Origin of the sequence: Brevundimonas sp., assembly GCF_041648115.1 — a bacterium.
In the GTDB taxonomy this organism is placed as follows: Bacteria; Pseudomonadota; Alphaproteobacteria; order Caulobacterales; family Caulobacteraceae; genus Brevundimonas.
This window is the reverse complement of sequence record NZ_JBAZPR010000010.1, coordinates 161,252-176,840: the sequence shown is the minus strand read 5'-3', so window position 1 is coordinate 176,840 and position 15,589 is coordinate 161,252. Positions and strand designations below refer to the sequence as shown.

Sequence of the window (15,589 nt, the reverse complement as noted above, 5' to 3'; positions counted from 1 at the left end):
AAATCGGCCGGTCCGCTGCGCTGGTTGAAGGCTGCGCTGACCGGCCTCTTGCCAACCCCACCAACCCCAGTTCAGATCACCAAAGGACTCTCGTTATGGCTGGATGAGAAACGGGGGTCACGTCACGGCCAGTTCGCTCGACAGCGCGACCAGCGGCCCAAATCGCCTTCATCTAGCGCCAGAGTTCCGTGCAAGCGCTGGGGGGTCAACAACTCCAGCGTCGGCTTCCACCCTAAGGCGACCTACACACTGTCCGTTTTCGGCGATTATCAGGATGCGTTGAAGCCATGGCCCCAGGGTCAAACACCGTCGTGCAGACCTCGGTCTACTGATCCTCGTCGAACTTCCGCGCGACCAGGTCGGTCAAAGCTTCCATCGCCTCGTCGGCGTCCGGGCCTTCGGCGGAGACGTCGATGCTGCAGCCGATGCCGGCCCCCAGCATCAGCAGGCCCATGATCGAGCGGGCGTCCACCGTCACGCCGTCGCGGGTGACGTGGATCTCGCTTTCGAAGCTGGAGGCCAGTTTGACGAACTTGGCCGAGGCGCGGGCGTGCAGGCCGCGCGTGTTGCAGATGTTCAGGGTCGCCGCGACAGTCATTTTTCGCCTGCGAGCACCCAGGACGCGACGGAGATGTATTTGCGGCCGGCGTCCTGCGCATGGGCCACACAGGACTCCAGCGTCTCGCGCCCGCGCACGCTGGCCAGTTTGATCAGCATGGGCAGGTTCAGCCCCGCGATCACCTCGGCGTGGGTCTGTTCCATCACCGAAATCGCCAGGTTCGACGGGGTGCCGCCGAACATGTCGGTCAGCAGGATGACGCCGTCGCCGTCGTCCACGGCGGCCGCAGCGTCCACGATGTCGCGACGCCGACGCTCCATGTCGTCGTCCGGCCCGATGCAGATGGCCGCGACGCCGCGCTGCGGGCCGACCACATGCTCCATGGCGGAGAGAAACTCGGACGCCAACCCGCCGTGGGTGACGATCACCAGACCGATCATGAGGACTTCACTCGCATCCCGCCCCGAACCGTCCCAAGCATTCCCCCGCCCGGCAAGGGAGGCCGGACGCCGCCCTCTGTGGACCGCAAGGGGCGTGTCATAGACCCGTCTTTCGGGGTTTCAAAGCGTCTCCAACGCCGCTGCGACCACATCGACGGCCGAAGCGGGTCGGGGGTCCAGCGCCAAGAGGGGCAGGTCCACCCCCGCGAAACGCCGGAACTGCGGCTCTGGAAGCCGTTCGACGGCCTCCGGCACGCAGGCGATGGCCAGGACTACTCGGGTCATGGGGCGTGTCGCCGCGGACACGATTCCGACCCCGCGAACCTCGATCCGACCCGCGATCGAGGCCGGCGCCGAGGCATGAACCGCCCCGCCCGAAGTCCAGACCTGGGTGTAATCGTCGCTGATCAACCGCCAGCCGCGCCCGATCAGCCTCAGCGCCAGATCGCTCTTGCCCACGCCCGACGGCCCCAGGATCATCACCCCCTGCCACTCGCCCCGGCGCCGAATGGCGACCGTGGTGGCGTGGACGGGCGGCTCCATCCTCATGCCCTGCGGCCGACCGCCGGGAAGACGATCTCGAACCGGGCGCCGCCCTCGGGACGGTTTTCCGCATGGACGCGTCCGCCGTGCGCCTCGGCGATCTGACGCACGATGGACAGGCCCAGGCCCGAGTTCGATCCGAACACCGCCCCCTTGGGCCGCGAGGTGTAGAACCGCTCGAACACCGTCTCCAGGTTCTCGGCCGGAATGCCCGGCCCCTGGTCCTCGACCCGGACCCGGATCGGCAGGTCGTCGGTCGTCTCTTCCAGTGTCACCTTGACCACGCCGCCGGCCGGGCTGAACGAGCGGGCGTTGTCGATCAGGTTGCGGAACACCTGACCCAGCGGCCCGTCGCGTCCCATGACGCGCAAGGCCTGCTCCGGCGCTGTGAACGCGACCGGGATGTCTCCGGGCTTGGCCGTCGTCTCATAGATGCCGACGATGTCGGCCAGCAGCCGGTTCACGTCCACCGGGCGCGGCCGATCCCGCGACAGCTCTGCATCCAGCCGCGACGCATTCGAAATGTCGGTGATCAGCCGATCCAGCCTACGCACGTCCTGCTGCAACAGCGCCGTCAGCTTCTCGCGGTGAGCATCGGTCTTGACCAGCGGCAGGGTCTCCAGCGCCGAGCGGATCGAGGTGAGGGGGTTCTTGATCTCGTGCGACACATCGGCCGCGAACCGTTCGATGGCGTCCATCCGCGTCGACAGGGTGTCGGTCATGGATTCCAGCGACCGCGCCAGGTCGCCGATCTCGTCCTTGCGATCCTCCAGATCGGGCAGGGAGATGGCGCGCGCGCGTTGCAGCTTGACCTGATCCGCCGCCGCCGACAGTCGCATGATCGGCCGCGCCACGAACAGATGCAGCAGCAGCGAGGCCAGCAGATTGACCCCCAGCGCCACCAGGGCGAACGGCACCAGGGCGCGCCGCTGAGCGCTCAGAATTTCGTCCACGTCGCCGGATTCGACCGTCAGCACGCCCAGCACCTGGCGCACATGGCGCACGGGAATAGAGACGGACACGACCCGGTCGCCGGATTCGTTGCGGCGCAGGGTCGCCTGGGGTGCGCCTTCCAGCGCGGCCGAGACCTCGGCGGCCAGCTCGCTGTCGGCGCGGGCGACGCGGCGCTCGGACACGATGCTCGCCGCCGCGCTGTCGGGCGCCGGGGCGCCGGCCGGATTGGCGTCGGGCAGGGGCTGTCCGCCGATGGCCTCGGTCACCTGATAGCTGTCCACCAGCAACAGGCCGTTGATGTCGTACAGCCGCACCCGCTGCCCCGCCGGAATGAACCGGTCGGTCAGCCACAGCGAGGCGCGGATCGGATCCAGCTCGGGTGTCGGCTCGCCCCGCGTCACGCCCTCCTCGCGCAGGACGTTGGCCAGCAGTTCGGCCTGGACGCTCAGCGATTCCTGGCGCGCGCCGACCAGCCCTTTGCTCCACTCGTTCAGCAGCAAGGCGCCGCCGAACAGGATCAGCAGGCTGAGCAGGTTGAGCACCAGGATGAAGCCGCCCAGCCGCGATCCGCCGAAGCGAAACAACGGCCGGCGCACAGGGTCCTCGTCGGGCTCGCGCCCGCCCGGAAGATCAGCTCTCGCGGTAGCGGTAGCCGACGCCATACAGGGTCTCGATCGCGTCGAACTCATTGTCCACGGCGCGGAACTTCTTGCGCATCCGCTTGACGTGGCTGTCGATGGTGCGGTCGTCGACATAGACCTGATCGTCGTAGGCGGCGTCCATCAGATTGTCGCGGCTCTTCACGAAGCCGGGGCGCTGGGCCAGAGCCTGCAGCAGCAAGAACTCGGTAACCGTCAGCTTGACCGGCTTGCCTTCCCAGGTGGATTCGTGACGCGCGGGGTCCATCGACAGCTTGCCGCGCTTGATCGCCCGGCCCGAAACCTCGGCCGCCGTTTCCGGCTCGCCGCCGTCGGCGCCGGTGCGGCGCAGCAGGGCCTTGACCCGTTCGATCAGCAGCCGCTGGCTGAACGGCTTGTGCATATAGTCGTCGGCGCCCAGATTGAAGCCGAGAATCTCGTCGATCTCCTCGTCCTTGGACGTCAGCATGATGACCGGAATCTGCGAGGTCTGGCGCAGGCGACGCAGCACCTCCATCCCGTCCATGCGCGGCATCTTCACGTCCAGGATCGCCAGATCGGGCGGCGAGGATTCCAGCGCGGCCAGGCCCGATGCGCCGTCGTGATAGGCGGTGATCTTGTGGCCATGGCTTTCCAGCGCCAGCGACACGGACGCCACGATGTTCTCGTCGTCATCGATCAGGGTGATATTGGCCAAGTCTGTCTTCTCCTGAACTTGCGTTCTCGCGAACGACAACGCGCAACAAGCGTAACCGTTCGATCACGGTGACATTAGGGCTGGAGCCCGGCGGGCAGAAGGGAATTCGCTCCACAATCTCCAACAGCCCGCGAACGCCCAAGATGGTTCGTCGCCCCGCCCATTTCAACGCGGCGCCAAATTCGCCTCTGCAAACCTCGCCTTAAAGCCTTGCGCGCCAGGGTGGCGCCATGGCCGGTCCGATCCACTACGAAGTCTATGTCCGCAAGAGCGCGCCGTCCGCCTGGACCCTGCTGATCGCCACCGAAGACCGCAAACACGCCATCGAGACCGCCGAAGACCAGTTGAACGACCGCCTCGCCGTCGCCTCGCGCGTCACCAAGGAGACGCTGGACCCCGACACGATGGAGTTCAGCTCCCTGACCATCCTGACCCTGGGCGCGCCGGAAGAGAAAAAGAAGAAGGTCGCCGACCCGACGCTGCGCCCGGCCTGCAGCGGACCGGCCGAGCTCTATTCCCCCCACGCCCGCGCCCTGATCGGCCGGGTGCTGGAGGATTGGCTGAAGCGCGAGGGCGTCACCGCCTTCGAACTGCTGCACCGCCCGGACGTGGCCGAACGACTGGAGGCCTCGGGCGTCGAGCTTCAACACGCCATCCAGAAGGTCGCGGTCCCCGAAAGCCAGGCCACCGGCCAGGACGTCCACGGCGTCGTGCGCCATTATCAGAAGCTGGTCGAACAGGGCATGGCGCGCCTGCGCAAGGCCGGCCGCGACGGCATGTTCCCCGCCCTGGAAGGCCGCTCCATCTCGGATCTGGCGCACCGTCTGGCCGGTTCTTCGGATCGCGCCTTCAGCATGGGCGGCGTCGTCGCCGGCGCCCTGAAGGACCGACGCGGAGCGCGCGAGCGGCTGGGCGCGCTGATGGATTTGATGGACGCGGCTCCGGCCGACGGCCCGCCGCGCGCCCTGGTCGTGGTGGTGGTCGAACAGATCGTCGCCGAGATGCTGGCGGTGCGCACCAACCTGACCGAAATCCTCGGTCCGTCGCTGGATCAGGGCGCCAATCTGGCGGCCATCGTGCGGATGGTGGCCCCGGCCGAGATGGACGGTCTGCTGCGCATGGACCCGCGTCTGGCCCTGATGATGCCCGATGTGGACGGCCCGGCCGCGCGCCTGGGCGTGCATCTGGCGGCCGGCGACTTCCCGCTGCTGGCCGCGTCCCTGGCCCGTCTGGTGACGCGCGAACTGACCAGCCCGCGCCGGCTTCGCCCCGCCGACCCGGTGGGCGAGATCGACATCCTGCGGCTTCTGGCCATGGCCCTGACCTCCTCGGCCGGCCGGCTGTTGACGCTGGAAGAGGTTCAGACCGCCTTCGTCGAACGCTCCAAGAGCCTGGTCACGGCGGACTTCGTCGGCGCCTACGTCAACCCCTGCCCCACCGTCCTGGCCGAGGCCGAGCAGCTGACACGGCTGTGCGAGAACGTCACCGGCGGGGCCAACAAGCGCGCCGCCGCCCGCTGGCTCAGCGCCTGTATCGGTTCGCTGCGTTTCGAGACCGAGATGCGTCAGGCCGTGCCCGGCGGCCCCAGCGCCTCTCAGAAACTGGCGACCCTGGCGCGGCTGCAACGCGCGGTCCGCGCCGCCCATCTGGGCGAACACGACCAGACCCAGATCGCCGAGGCCATCGGTGCGGTCGGCGCCAATCTGGAGGCCGACGCCAACCTGGTCGCCCAGATCGTCCGCGCCCAGGTCTCTGCCCCCCAGAAGCTGGCGGCCCTGCTGAAACTGGCGGTGGGGGAGGCTGGCCCATTGGGGCCGGCGGCCGACCGCGCCCGGTCCGAGGCGATCAAGCTGCTGCGCGCGCCGGACGTCCGCACCGCCCTGTCTGCCGCGCCCGAAAGCGTCGCTGCCCTGAAGAGCCTGATGCAGGCGGCGGGTCTCGCCGCCTAGCCTCTCCCCCAACCTGTCACCCTCGGGCTCGTCCCGAGGGCCTACGGCAAGTTGGACACGGAAAGTCGGGGTTACGCACCGCCCGTTTGAACCCTCCCGTCCTGAGCGCGACCGCAGGTGGGCCCTCGGGACAAGCCCGAGGGTGACGGATTTTGGGCTACTCAGTCGAAGATGTCGAAGATGCTGTCGCGCTTCTTTTTCTTGTAGCGATAGTCGTCGTCGCCATGGCGGCCGTCGCGATGTTTGTCGCTCCTGTAGCCCCGGTCGTCGCGATAGGGCTGAGGCGCCGCCCCGCCCCACGGCTGGGGTTGAGGCTGGGCGTATTGCTGCGGTTGCGGCGGCGGGGCATAGGCCTGGGGCGCGGGCGCGACCGGCGCGGCGGCGCGGCCTTCCTCGACGGCGGCGGCCATCAGTTTTTCCAGCTCGCCGCGATCCAGCCAGACGCCACGGCAGTCGGGACACATGTCGAACTGCACGCCGTTACGCTCCAGCGTCTGCATGGCGGCGTTGTCGTTCGGGCACATCAGAAGAGGCATTATCTGGCTCCGGTCGAAAAATCAGGATCGGGTGGTCGATACGACAGGCCAGGAGGGGGACAAAGCCCATCGCATCGACGCACCCGTGCGGTCCGACATCGCGTCGCCCAGCCCGGCGCAAGGAAGGGGGAACGCCAGACCGCAACAACGCCAAAGGGCCCGTTCCGCTCCTTCAAGCTAGGCGCCGTCCCGCCCCGCCGCCATGCGTCGCGGGGCCGCAGGGTGCTTTCGACGCCCTTCCATCCTATCTGCCGAGGAAAATGCTCAGCTTTTCCGTACTTTGAAACCGACCAGCGACCATCCGCCTGTCATGGGGCCAAACCCGGTTAAACTGGATTACTTGGTCTTTGACATCGTCGCGCGCGCGCCAGATCGAACGCCGAACGAGACACATTAGACGAATTAGACGGTGTTTTTCCGTCAGTCCGGCCGGCCAAAGTGCACAGATTGCACCCTGAAAACCTAGCAGACCTGCCCGGCCGCCCAGCCCGACGACCAGGCCCACTGGAAATTATAACCGCCAAGCCAGCCGGTCACGTCCACCGCCTCGCCGATGAAATACAGCCCTGGAACGGCCTTGGCCTGCATCGTCTGCTGGTCCAGCGCGGCGGTATCCACCCCGCCCAGGGTGACCTCGGCGGTGCGATAGCCTTCCGACCCCACAGGCTTGACCGCCCAGGCGTTGACCGCCTGGTCCAGCCGCCTCAGCACCTTGTCCGACAGGTCCGCCAGATTGCCCGCAGCGCCTTCGCGCATGCACAGGCTCTCGGCCAGACGGCGCGGCACGATATGGCCCAGCGCCGTATGCACGGCCTGTTTGCCGTTCGACGCCTTGGCCGCCTTCAGTTCCTCGAACACGTCGCGACCCGGCGCCATCGAGGCCACCACCGCCTCGCCCTCACGCCAGTAGGAGCTGATCTGAAGGATAGCCGGCCCGCTGAGCCCCCGATGGGTGAACAGCATCGCCTCGTTGAAGCTGGCCTTGCGCGACTTGGCCCCTTCGGGCGCCGAGGCGACCGAGGCATCCACCGCCACCCCCGCCAGCGGAACCAGCGTCTCCAGCAACCCCGCCTCGAACGTCAGCGGCACCAGGGCCGGCCGCGTCTCGGTGACGCGAATGTCGAACTGGCGCGCGACCTCATAGGCCCAGCCGGTCGCGCCCATCTTGGGGATCGACTTGCCGCCCGTCGCCACGACCAGCGACGTCGCCGCGACCTGCGCGCCGTCCGACAGGGTCGCCGACCAGCCGTCGCCGGATCGCGCGATCCGCTCAACGCCGGTCTTCATGGTCAGGGTCACACTCGCCGCCGCCATATCGTCGGTCAGCATACGGACGATCTGCTTGGCGCTGTCGTCGCAGAACAGCTGGCCCAGCGTCTTCTCGTGCCAGGCGATGCCCGCCCGGTCGATCCGTTTGACGAAGTCGTGCTGGGTGTAGCGGCGCAGGGCCGAGGTCGCGAACCGGGGGTTCTCGCCCAGGAAGTTCGCCGGCCCGCAGCCCAGATTGGTGAAGTTGCAGCGCCCGCCGCCCGAGATGCGGATCTTCTCGCCCGGCCGGTCGGCATGATCGACGACCAGCACCCGGCGCCCGCGCCGCCCGGCCTCGATCGCGGCCATCATCCCGGCCGCGCCTGCTCCCACGACGAGGACGTCGAACGACGCCCTCGTCATGACAGCCCCCTCGTTTCGAGGGTCTTAGTAGCGATAATGGTCCGCCTTGAACGGGCCTTCGACCGGCACGTTGATATAGTCGGCCTGGTCCTTGGTCAGGACGGTCAGCTTGGCGCCCAGCTTGGCCAGGTGCAGCAGGGCGACCTTCTCGTCCAGGTGCTTGGGCAGGGTATAGACCTGGTTGTCGTAGGCCTTGGCGTTGGTCCACAACTCGATCTGGGCCAGCGTCTGGTTGGTGAAGGACGCCGACATCACGAAGGACGGGTGGCCCGTCGCATTGCCCAGGTTCACCAGACGGCCTTCCGACAGCAGGATGATCTTCTTGCCGTCCGGGAATTCGATGTGGTGGACCTGCGGCTTGATCTCGTCCCACTTGAAGTTCTTCAGGCCGGCGACCTGAATCTCGCTATCGAAGTGACCGATGTTGCAGACGATGGCGTTGTTTTTCATCTGCCGCATGTGCTCGACGGTGATGACGTCCTTGTTGCCGGTCGTGGTCACATAGATGTCGGCGCGGCCGGCGCTGTCGTCCAGCGTCTGGACCTCATAGCCTTCCATCGCGGCCTGCAGGGCGCAGATCGGGTCGATCTCGGTCACGATCACGCGGGCGCCGCCCTGGCGCAGCGAAGCGGCCGAGCCCTTGCCCACGTCGCCGTAACCGCAGACCACGGCGACCTTGCCCGACAGCATGACGTCGGTGCCGCGACGGATGGCGTCGACCAGCGACTCACGGCAGCCGTACAGGTTGTCGAACTTGGACTTGGTGACGCTGTCGTTGACGTTGATGGCGGGGAAGGGCAGCTCGCCCTTTTCGGCCATCTGATACAGGCGGTGAACGCCCGTGGTCGTCTCTTCCGACACGCCGCCGATGGCGTCGCGGATGGCCGAATAGAAGCCGGGCTTCTCGGCGATGTAGCGCTTCATCACCGCGAACAGGGCTTCTTCTTCCTCGTTCTGCGGGTTGGCCAGGACCGAGATATCCTTCTCGGCCTTGGGACCGAGAACCGTCAGCAGGGTCGCGTCGCCGCCGTCGTCCAGGATCAGGTTCGGATAGCCGCCGTCGGCCCATTCGAAGATCTTGTGGGCATAGTCCCAGTACTCTTCCAGCGTCTCGCCCTTGGTGGCGAAGACCGGCGTGCCGGCGGCCGCGATGGCGGCGGCGGCGTGGTCCTGGGTCGAGAAGATGTTGCACGAGGCCCAGCGCACTTCGGCGCCCAGGGCTTCCAGCGTCTGGATCAGGACCGCCGTCTGGATGGTCATGTGCAGGCTGCCGGCGATGCGGGCGCCCTTCAGCGGCTGGCTGGCGCCGAACTCCTCGCGCAGGGACATCAGGCCCGGCATTTCGGTTTCGGCGATCTCGATTTCCTTGTTGCCCCAGTCGGCCAGGGAAATGTCGCGGACGATGTAGTCGGTCATGTCGGGGCTCCGAGCCTCAGGAAGGTTTGGGGCCTCATAGCCCGCCCGGCCTTTATGAGCAAGAAACCCATAAAGATATCCTTATGTGATGCGCCGCAGTCGCGCCCGATTTTGCGAAGGCGAAGATTTGCAAAATTACGCTTTTGCGTATGACCCTGCTTGCATCAGGGGAAACGGATGCTAGTCGTGCCTCATGGCCGACGACCTCTCCCGCACCCTCCCCGCCCGTCTCGACGCTTGCATCGACGCGGCGCAACCCCGCCACGACTGGACCTTGGAAGAGGTCGAGGCCCTGTTCGCCCGCCCCTTCATGGAACTGGTGTTCGACGCCGCCTCGGTCCACCGTCGCTGGTTCGACCCAAGCGAAGTCCAGAAGTCGCAGCTGCTGTCGATCAAGACCGGCGGCTGCGCCGAGAACTGCGGCTACTGCTCGCAATCGGCCAGTTTCAAGACCGGGCTGAAAGCCGAGAAACTGATGGAGCCGACCACCGTCATCGCCGAGGCCATGGCCGCAAAGGCCGGGGGCGCCAGCCGCTTCTGCATGGGCGCGGCCTGGCGCGAGTTGAAGGATCGCGACACGCCCAAGCTGGCGGCGATGATCTCTGGCGTGAAGGCCCTGGGGCTGGAAACCTGCGCCACCCTGGGCATGCTGACCGCCGATCAGGCGCGCCAGCTCAAGGACGCCGGGCTCGACTACTACAACCACAACCTCGACACCGGCCCCGACTACTACGCCGAGGTCGTCACCACCCGCACCTATCAGGACCGGCTGGACACGCTGGAGCACGTCCGCGACGCGGGCATGAGCACCTGCTGCGGCGGCATCGTCGGCATGGGCGAGGCGCGGCGAGACCGGGCCGGCCTGCTGCACGCCCTGGCGACCCTGCCCGCCCATCCCGACAGCCTGCCGGTCAACGCCCTGGTCCCCGTCACGGGAACACCGCTGGGAGAGCGCGTGCTGAAGACCGGCGAGATCGATCCGATCGAGTTCGTCCGCACCGTCTCCGTCGCCCGCCTGGTCTGCCCCAAGGCGATGGTGCGCCTGTCGGCGGGTCGCGAGACCATGAGCCCGGAGATGCAAGCGCTGTGCTTCCTCGCCGGCGCCAACTCCATCTTCGTCGGCGGCAAACTACTGACCACCCCCAATCCCGAACAGGACGAGGACGCCCGCCTGTTCGCCCTGCTGGACCTGCAACCCATGCCCGTCGGAGCAACGGCGAATTAAGGGATTGGGATTAGGGCTGTCGGCATGGAACGCCGCGCACTTCTCGGTCTCGCCGTCGTCGCGACTGCCGCCGCCTCGACCACCGCTCGCGCCTCGTCGAGCGGCGGGGGCGCTGCGTCCGCCGACACCTATTTCCGCCTTCCGGTTATCACCGCCTCGATCATCCAGGCCAGCGGCCGTCGCGGGGTTCTGACCATCGAGACGGGGGTCGATGTCCCGGACGCCGCCTTGCGCACCCGCGCCCAGCAGTCCGCGCCGCGCCTGCGCGCCGCCTACAACACGGCCGCCCAGCGGTTCGCCAACGGCCTGCGTCCCGGCGCCGTGCCCAATATCGACCAGTTGTCGGCCGAGCTTCAGGCGGCGACCAACGCCACCCTGGGCAGGGCCGGCGCCCGCGTGCTGCTCGGCACCGTCATGGCGGCCTGAGCGCCTAAAGGAACGAATAGGGGTCCACGTCCACCGTCAGGCGGACCGAGCCCGGCACCTTCACCCGCGCCAGCCAGGCCCGCAGAAAGGCCTGGATGTTCACGTCGCGGTCGGCCCGCACCAGCAGCCGCTTGCGCCTGCGTCCCCGCACCAGGGCCAGGGGTGCGTCGGCGGGACCATAGACCTCCAGCCGTTCGGCGTTGGGAATGGCCTGGGCCAGGTCGTTGGCTGTCTTCTCCACCGCAGCCGCATTCTCGCTGGACAGGATGATCGCCGCCAGCCGGCCATAGGGCGGAAGCGACGCCGCCTCGCGCTCGGCCATCTCCGCCTCGACGAAGGCGTCGCGGTCGCCCGCCGCCAACGCCATCAGCACCGGATGCTCGGGCGTCCAGGTCTGCAAAATGGCCCGCCCCGGCCGATCCGCCCGCCCCGCCCGGCCCGTCGCCTGAGCCAGCAGTTGATAGGTCCGCTCGGCCGCCCGCAGGTCGCCGCCACGCAGGCCCAGGTCTGCATCCACCACCCCGACCAGGGTCAGGCGCGGGAAGTTGTGCCCTTTGGCCGCGGCCTGGGTAGCGACCAGAATGTCGATCTCGCCGTCGGTCATCCGCTGGATCAGCGCGCGCGCCGACTTGGCGTCCGGCGCGGTGTCCGAACTGAACACCGCCGTCCGCGCCTCGGGGAACAGTTGGCGCACCTCCTCCTCGACCCGCTCCACGCCCGGTCCGACCGAGACCAGCGAATCCTCGGCCCCGCACGACGGACACAGCTTCGGACGCGCCATGGAAAAGCCGGTCAGGTGACAGACCAGCCGCCCGGTATAGCGATGCTCGACCAGCCAGCTGTCGGTGTCGGGCGCCGTCAGCCGATGTCCGCAGGCGCGGCACAGGACGACAGGGGCGTATCCGCGCCGGTTCAGGAACAGCAGCGTCTGCTCGCCCCGCAGCAAGGTCTCGCCGATGGCCAGCCGCAGCGGTTGCGACAGCCAGGTCTGGGGATCGGGCGTATTCTGGCGCAAGTCCAGCAGGGCGATGTCCGGCAGGACCGCCGTCCCGTGCCGCGCGCCCAGCTTCAGCCAGTCGTAACGCCCGCTCTGGGCGTTCCACAACGTCTCCAGCGACGGCGTCGCCGAGGCCAGGACCACCGCCGCCCCCTCGATCCGCGCCCGCGCCACCGCCAGGTCGCGGCCGTGATAGACCAACCCCTCCTCCTGCTTGAACGAGCCGTCGTGCTCCTCGTCCACCACGATCAGCCGCAGGTTGACGAAGGGCAGGAACAGGGCCGACCGCGCCCCGACCACGATGTTGCAGCGGCCGGCGACCACCGCCTCCCACACCTGGCGACGGCGCGGCGGGGCGACGCCGGAATGCCATTCCGCCGGAGCCGCGCCGAACCGGGCCGTGATCCGCTCGATCAGGGCCTGCGTCAGGGCGATCTCGGGCAGCAGGATCAGGATCTGCGCGGTCGGGTCGGCCCGCAGAACCCGCGCGACGGCTTCCAGATAGGCCTCGGTCTTGCCCGACCCCGTCACCCCGTCCAGCAGGAAGGGTCGGAAACCGCCGCCGGTCACACCCGCCGACAGGGCCGCCGCGGCTGCCGCCTGATCCCCGTTCAGTGATGCGGGCGCATGATCAGGATCGGGTCGGTCGAACGCCGCCTCGGCCGCGATCTCGATGATCTCCAGCACGCCTTCGTCGATCAGTCCCTTGACCACGGCGGACGACACCCCCGCCGCTCGCGCCAGATCGGCGCCCTTCATGGATCGCTCGCCCAGGGCCTCCAGCACGCCCGTTCGCGCCGGGGTGGCCCGCGACGGCGCCCGCTCGCCTACCCGCCGCACCCGCCGTTCTGGCCGGGGACGCGGCGCGCGAAGGCCCTTCAACGCCGTCGCCGCCATCTCGCCCGGCGGCGACAGGGTCCAGCGCCCGGCCCATTCCACGAAATCCATGACGCCCGCCGGCAGGGCCGGATCGTCCAGCCGACTGTCCACCGCCTTTAGCCGCCGGTTCGATCCCGTCGTCTCGAACACCTCCGACACCACGCCCCGCATCAGGCGCGGACCCAGCGGCGCCGCGACCTGATCGCCGCGCGCCAGCGTCATGCCTTCGGGAACCTCGTAATCGAAGGCTTCCGGCACCGGCAGGGGAATGAGGACCGAGGCGACTTTCACCGAACTTCGCCCTCGGCTATGAAGCCGCCCATGAAACTCTTTCTCGATACCGCCGACGTCGCCGTCATCAAGGACATGGTCCCCACCGGGATGGTGGACGGCGTCACCACCAATCCGTCGCTGATCGCCAAGTCGGGCCGGAACATCGCCGAGGTCATCGCCGAAATCTGCGCCCTGGTCGAGGGGCCGATTTCCGCCGAGGCCGTCTCGCTCGATTTCGAGACCATGGTCAAGGAGGGCGACAAGCTCGCCGCCATCGCCCCGAACGTGGTCGTGAAACTGCCCCTGACCTGGGACGGCCTGCGCGCCTGCCGCGTCTTCACCGACAAGGGCGTCAAGACCAACGTCACCCTGTGCTTCTCGGCCGCCCAGGCCCTTCTGGCCGCCAAGGCCGGCGCCACCTTCGTCTCTCCCTTCGTCGGTCGCCTGGAAGACAACGGCGCCGACGGCATCGGCCTGCTGGAAGAAATCCGCGTCCTGTATGACGTCCACGGCTTCGACACCCAGATCCTGGCCGCGTCCCTGCGCAATGTGGGCCATGTCGCCGCCGCCGCCGTCGCCGGATCGGACGCCGCCACCTTCGGCGCCGACACCTTCAAGGCGCTGGTGAACCACCCGTTAACCGACAAGGGTCTTGATGCCTTCGTGGCGGACTGGGCCAAGACCGGTCAGTCTATTCTGTAGCATTCACGTCCCGGAGAGGTCTGTTTGAGCGGCTCATTGGACCTTTTCGAAACGTCGGAATCGGACGTAACGCCGCACATCGGCGACGGCCTGCATTGGCCTGACGTGCGCGGCTGGCTGCAGACCCATCCCCAGACCCTGCTGGACGACCGGTCCCTGCTGGAGGAGATCGGCCTGCGTCCGCACGGCCGCAACGTGGTCGAGTTCGGCGCCGCCGCCCTGACGCGGCTTGAGGCCGTGGTCGAGCGCGAGACCGGCGCCCGGCGCGAGATCGAACTGATCGCGCGGGCCAACTTCGCGGCCCAGACCCAGACGCACGTCGCGACCCTGGACCTGATGGAGGCCAGGAACCATTCCGACCTGGCCCGACGACTGGATGCGGCGGCGCAGGGGCGGTTCGGCCTGGCCGGCGCCGCCATCGCCCTGGAAAAGCCCGGCGGCGTGCCCTTCGGCTGGCGCGCGCTGGAAGAGGGCGACGTCGACAATCTGCTGGGCGAGCACGGTCTGACCTGGCTGGGTCCGATGATCCCGGGGCTGAATTTCTTTGGCGCGACCGAGGATCAGGTGAAGTCCATCGCCCTGGTCCGCATGGCCCCGCACCTGACGCCCGGCGCCCCGCCGCGCCCCTGCATCTGCGCCTTCGGTTCGCCCGAGCCGGAAGGCTTCACCCCGAACATGGGCTGCGAACTGGCCGCCTTCCTGGCGCGGGTGACGGAGCGGATGGCCGAGCGATGGCCCGTCCTGAACTGAAAAGCTCTCAACTGACCGCCCCCGACGCCTTGCGCGCCTGGCTCGACCATCTGGCGCATGAGCGTAGGCTGTCGCCGCGCACGCTGGAGGCCTATGGCCATATCGGCCGGCTGTATATCGCCTTCCTCGAACGCCATCGCGGCGAGGCGCTGTCGCTGGCCGACCTGGGCACGATCACCGCCGCCGAGGTCCGCGCCCATATGGCCGAGCGGCGCTCTGGCGATCACCCGCTGGCGGCGCGGTCATTGAGTCAGAGCCTGTCGGCGATTCGCGGCTTTCACGCCTTTCTCGACCGACGGCTGGACACGCCCGCCCCGCAACTGGCCCTGGTGCGCGGCCCCAAGGTCAAGCCGTCCCTGCCCAGGCCGGTGACGGAGGACCAGGCGCGCGGCCTGCTGGCCGAACCGGACGCCGATCCAGACGCCGAACCGTGGGAGGCCGCGCGCGACCGGGCGGTGCTGACCCTGCTCTACGGCTGCGGCCTGCGGATCTCCGAGGCCATGTCCCTGACCCGCGCCGAGGCGCCCTTGGGCGAGACCCTGCGCATCGTCGGCAAGGGGTCCAAGACCCGCATCGCCCCCATCCTGCCCGCCGTGCGCGCGGCGGTGGACGCCTATCTGGCACTGCTGCCCTTCCCGCTCCAGCCGAGCGACGCCCTGTTCCGCGCCCGGCGCGGCGGACCGCTCAGCCCGCGTCACGTCCAGGCCTCGGTCCAGCGGTTGCGCGGCCGGCTGGGTCTGCCCGAACGCACGACGCCCCACGCCCTGCGCCACAGTTTTGCGACCCATCTGCTGGGCGCCGGCGCCGACCTGCGTTCGATCCAGGAACTGCTGGGCCACGCCAGCCTGTCGACGACCCAGAAATACACCGGCGTCGACGCCGATAGACTTTTGAATGCCTATGCGGCCGCCCATCCCCGCGCCTAAAAAGGCCG

Annotated in this window: 15 protein-coding genes; 6 read left to right on the top strand and 9 right to left on the bottom strand. The window is 68.3% G+C overall.

Annotated elements, in window-relative coordinates; translation table 11 throughout:
* Positions 1–325: 325 nt before the first annotated feature.
* From WC597_RS11095 to WC597_RS11075, 5 genes are all read right to left on the bottom strand, one after another.
* Positions 326–598: an HPr family phosphocarrier protein gene (locus WC597_RS11095; RefSeq protein WP_372693366.1), complete on the bottom strand. Its 273-nt coding sequence runs from the start codon at positions 596–598 to the stop codon at positions 326–328.
* A complete protein-coding gene (locus WC597_RS11090) occupies positions 595–999 on the bottom strand; it encodes a PTS sugar transporter subunit IIA (protein ID WP_159848584.1) in 405 nt (134 codons plus the stop codon). Before WC597_RS11090 ends, WC597_RS11095 begins: the two co-directional genes overlap by 4 nt.
* A gap of 120 nt (positions 1,000–1,119) precedes the next feature.
* Positions 1,120–1,542, bottom strand: coding sequence for an HPr kinase/phosphorylase (locus tag WC597_RS11085; protein WP_372693365.1), 423 nt, complete (start codon positions 1,540–1,542; stop codon positions 1,120–1,122).
* A 2-nt stretch (positions 1,543–1,544) separates the two neighbouring features.
* Complete coding sequence (locus WC597_RS11080; RefSeq protein ID WP_372693364.1) at positions 1,545–3,158, bottom strand: sensor histidine kinase; 1,614 nt, start codon at positions 3,156–3,158, stop codon at positions 1,545–1,547.
* Positions 3,127–3,831 (bottom strand): response regulator transcription factor, encoded by a 705-nt coding sequence (locus WC597_RS11075; RefSeq protein WP_372693363.1) that lies wholly within the window; start codon positions 3,829–3,831, stop codon positions 3,127–3,129. The genes WC597_RS11080 and WC597_RS11075 overlap by 32 nt, the downstream gene beginning before the upstream one ends.
* A gap of 230 nt (positions 3,832–4,061) precedes the next feature.
* Between WC597_RS11075 and WC597_RS11070 the strand changes: the two genes are divergently transcribed.
* Entirely contained in the window at positions 4,062–5,780 is a 1,719-nt protein-coding gene (locus tag WC597_RS11070; protein WP_372693362.1) for a hypothetical protein, read from the top strand.
* A gap of 161 nt (positions 5,781–5,941) precedes the next feature.
* Here the strand turns inward: WC597_RS11070 and WC597_RS11065 are convergent, their stop codons facing one another.
* From WC597_RS11065 to ahcY, 3 genes are all read right to left on the bottom strand, one after another.
* Positions 5,942–6,316: a zf-TFIIB domain-containing protein gene (locus WC597_RS11065; protein ID WP_372693361.1), complete on the bottom strand. Its 375-nt coding sequence runs from the start codon at positions 6,314–6,316 to the stop codon at positions 5,942–5,944.
* 462 nt (positions 6,317–6,778) lie between these two features.
* Positions 6,779–7,987, bottom strand: a complete 1,209-nt coding sequence (locus WC597_RS11060) for an NAD(P)/FAD-dependent oxidoreductase (RefSeq protein WP_372693360.1) — start codon at positions 7,985–7,987, stop codon at positions 6,779–6,781.
* 24 nt (positions 7,988–8,011) lie between these two features.
* Positions 8,012–9,403, bottom strand: a complete 1,392-nt coding sequence (gene ahcY, locus WC597_RS11055) for an adenosylhomocysteinase (RefSeq protein ID WP_372693359.1) — start codon at positions 9,401–9,403, stop codon at positions 8,012–8,014.
* 193 nt (positions 9,404–9,596) lie between these two features.
* On the opposite strand from ahcY, the gene bioB reads away from it, so the two are divergent.
* Both bioB and WC597_RS11045 read left to right on the top strand, forming a co-directional pair.
* Positions 9,597–10,628, top strand: coding sequence for a biotin synthase BioB (gene bioB, locus WC597_RS11050; protein ID WP_372693358.1), 1,032 nt, complete (start codon positions 9,597–9,599; stop codon positions 10,626–10,628).
* Between the two features lie 24 nt (positions 10,629–10,652).
* Complete coding sequence (locus WC597_RS11045) at positions 10,653–11,054, top strand: Tat pathway signal protein (RefSeq protein WP_372693357.1); 402 nt, start codon at positions 10,653–10,655, stop codon at positions 11,052–11,054.
* 4 nt (positions 11,055–11,058) lie between these two features.
* On the opposite strand, the gene WC597_RS11040 is transcribed toward WC597_RS11045, so the two are convergent.
* Positions 11,059–13,221: a primosomal protein N' gene (locus tag WC597_RS11040; RefSeq protein ID WP_372693356.1), complete on the bottom strand. Its 2,163-nt coding sequence runs from the start codon at positions 13,219–13,221 to the stop codon at positions 11,059–11,061.
* A 30-nt stretch (positions 13,222–13,251) separates the two neighbouring features.
* Between WC597_RS11040 and fsa the strand changes: the two genes are divergently transcribed.
* From fsa to WC597_RS11025, 3 genes are read left to right on the top strand one after another with little or no spacing between them, the layout of a single operon-like run.
* Positions 13,252–13,905, top strand: a complete 654-nt coding sequence (fsa, locus tag WC597_RS11035) for a fructose-6-phosphate aldolase (protein WP_372693355.1) — start codon at positions 13,252–13,254, stop codon at positions 13,903–13,905.
* A gap of 36 nt (positions 13,906–13,941) precedes the next feature.
* Positions 13,942–14,655: a DUF484 family protein gene (locus tag WC597_RS11030; protein ID WP_372693354.1), complete on the top strand. Its 714-nt coding sequence runs from the start codon at positions 13,942–13,944 to the stop codon at positions 14,653–14,655.
* Complete coding sequence (locus WC597_RS11025) at positions 14,637–15,581, top strand: tyrosine recombinase XerC (RefSeq protein WP_372693353.1); 945 nt, start codon at positions 14,637–14,639, stop codon at positions 15,579–15,581. The genes WC597_RS11030 and WC597_RS11025 overlap by 19 nt, the downstream gene beginning before the upstream one ends.
* The last annotated feature ends 8 nt before the right edge of the window (positions 15,582–15,589 follow it).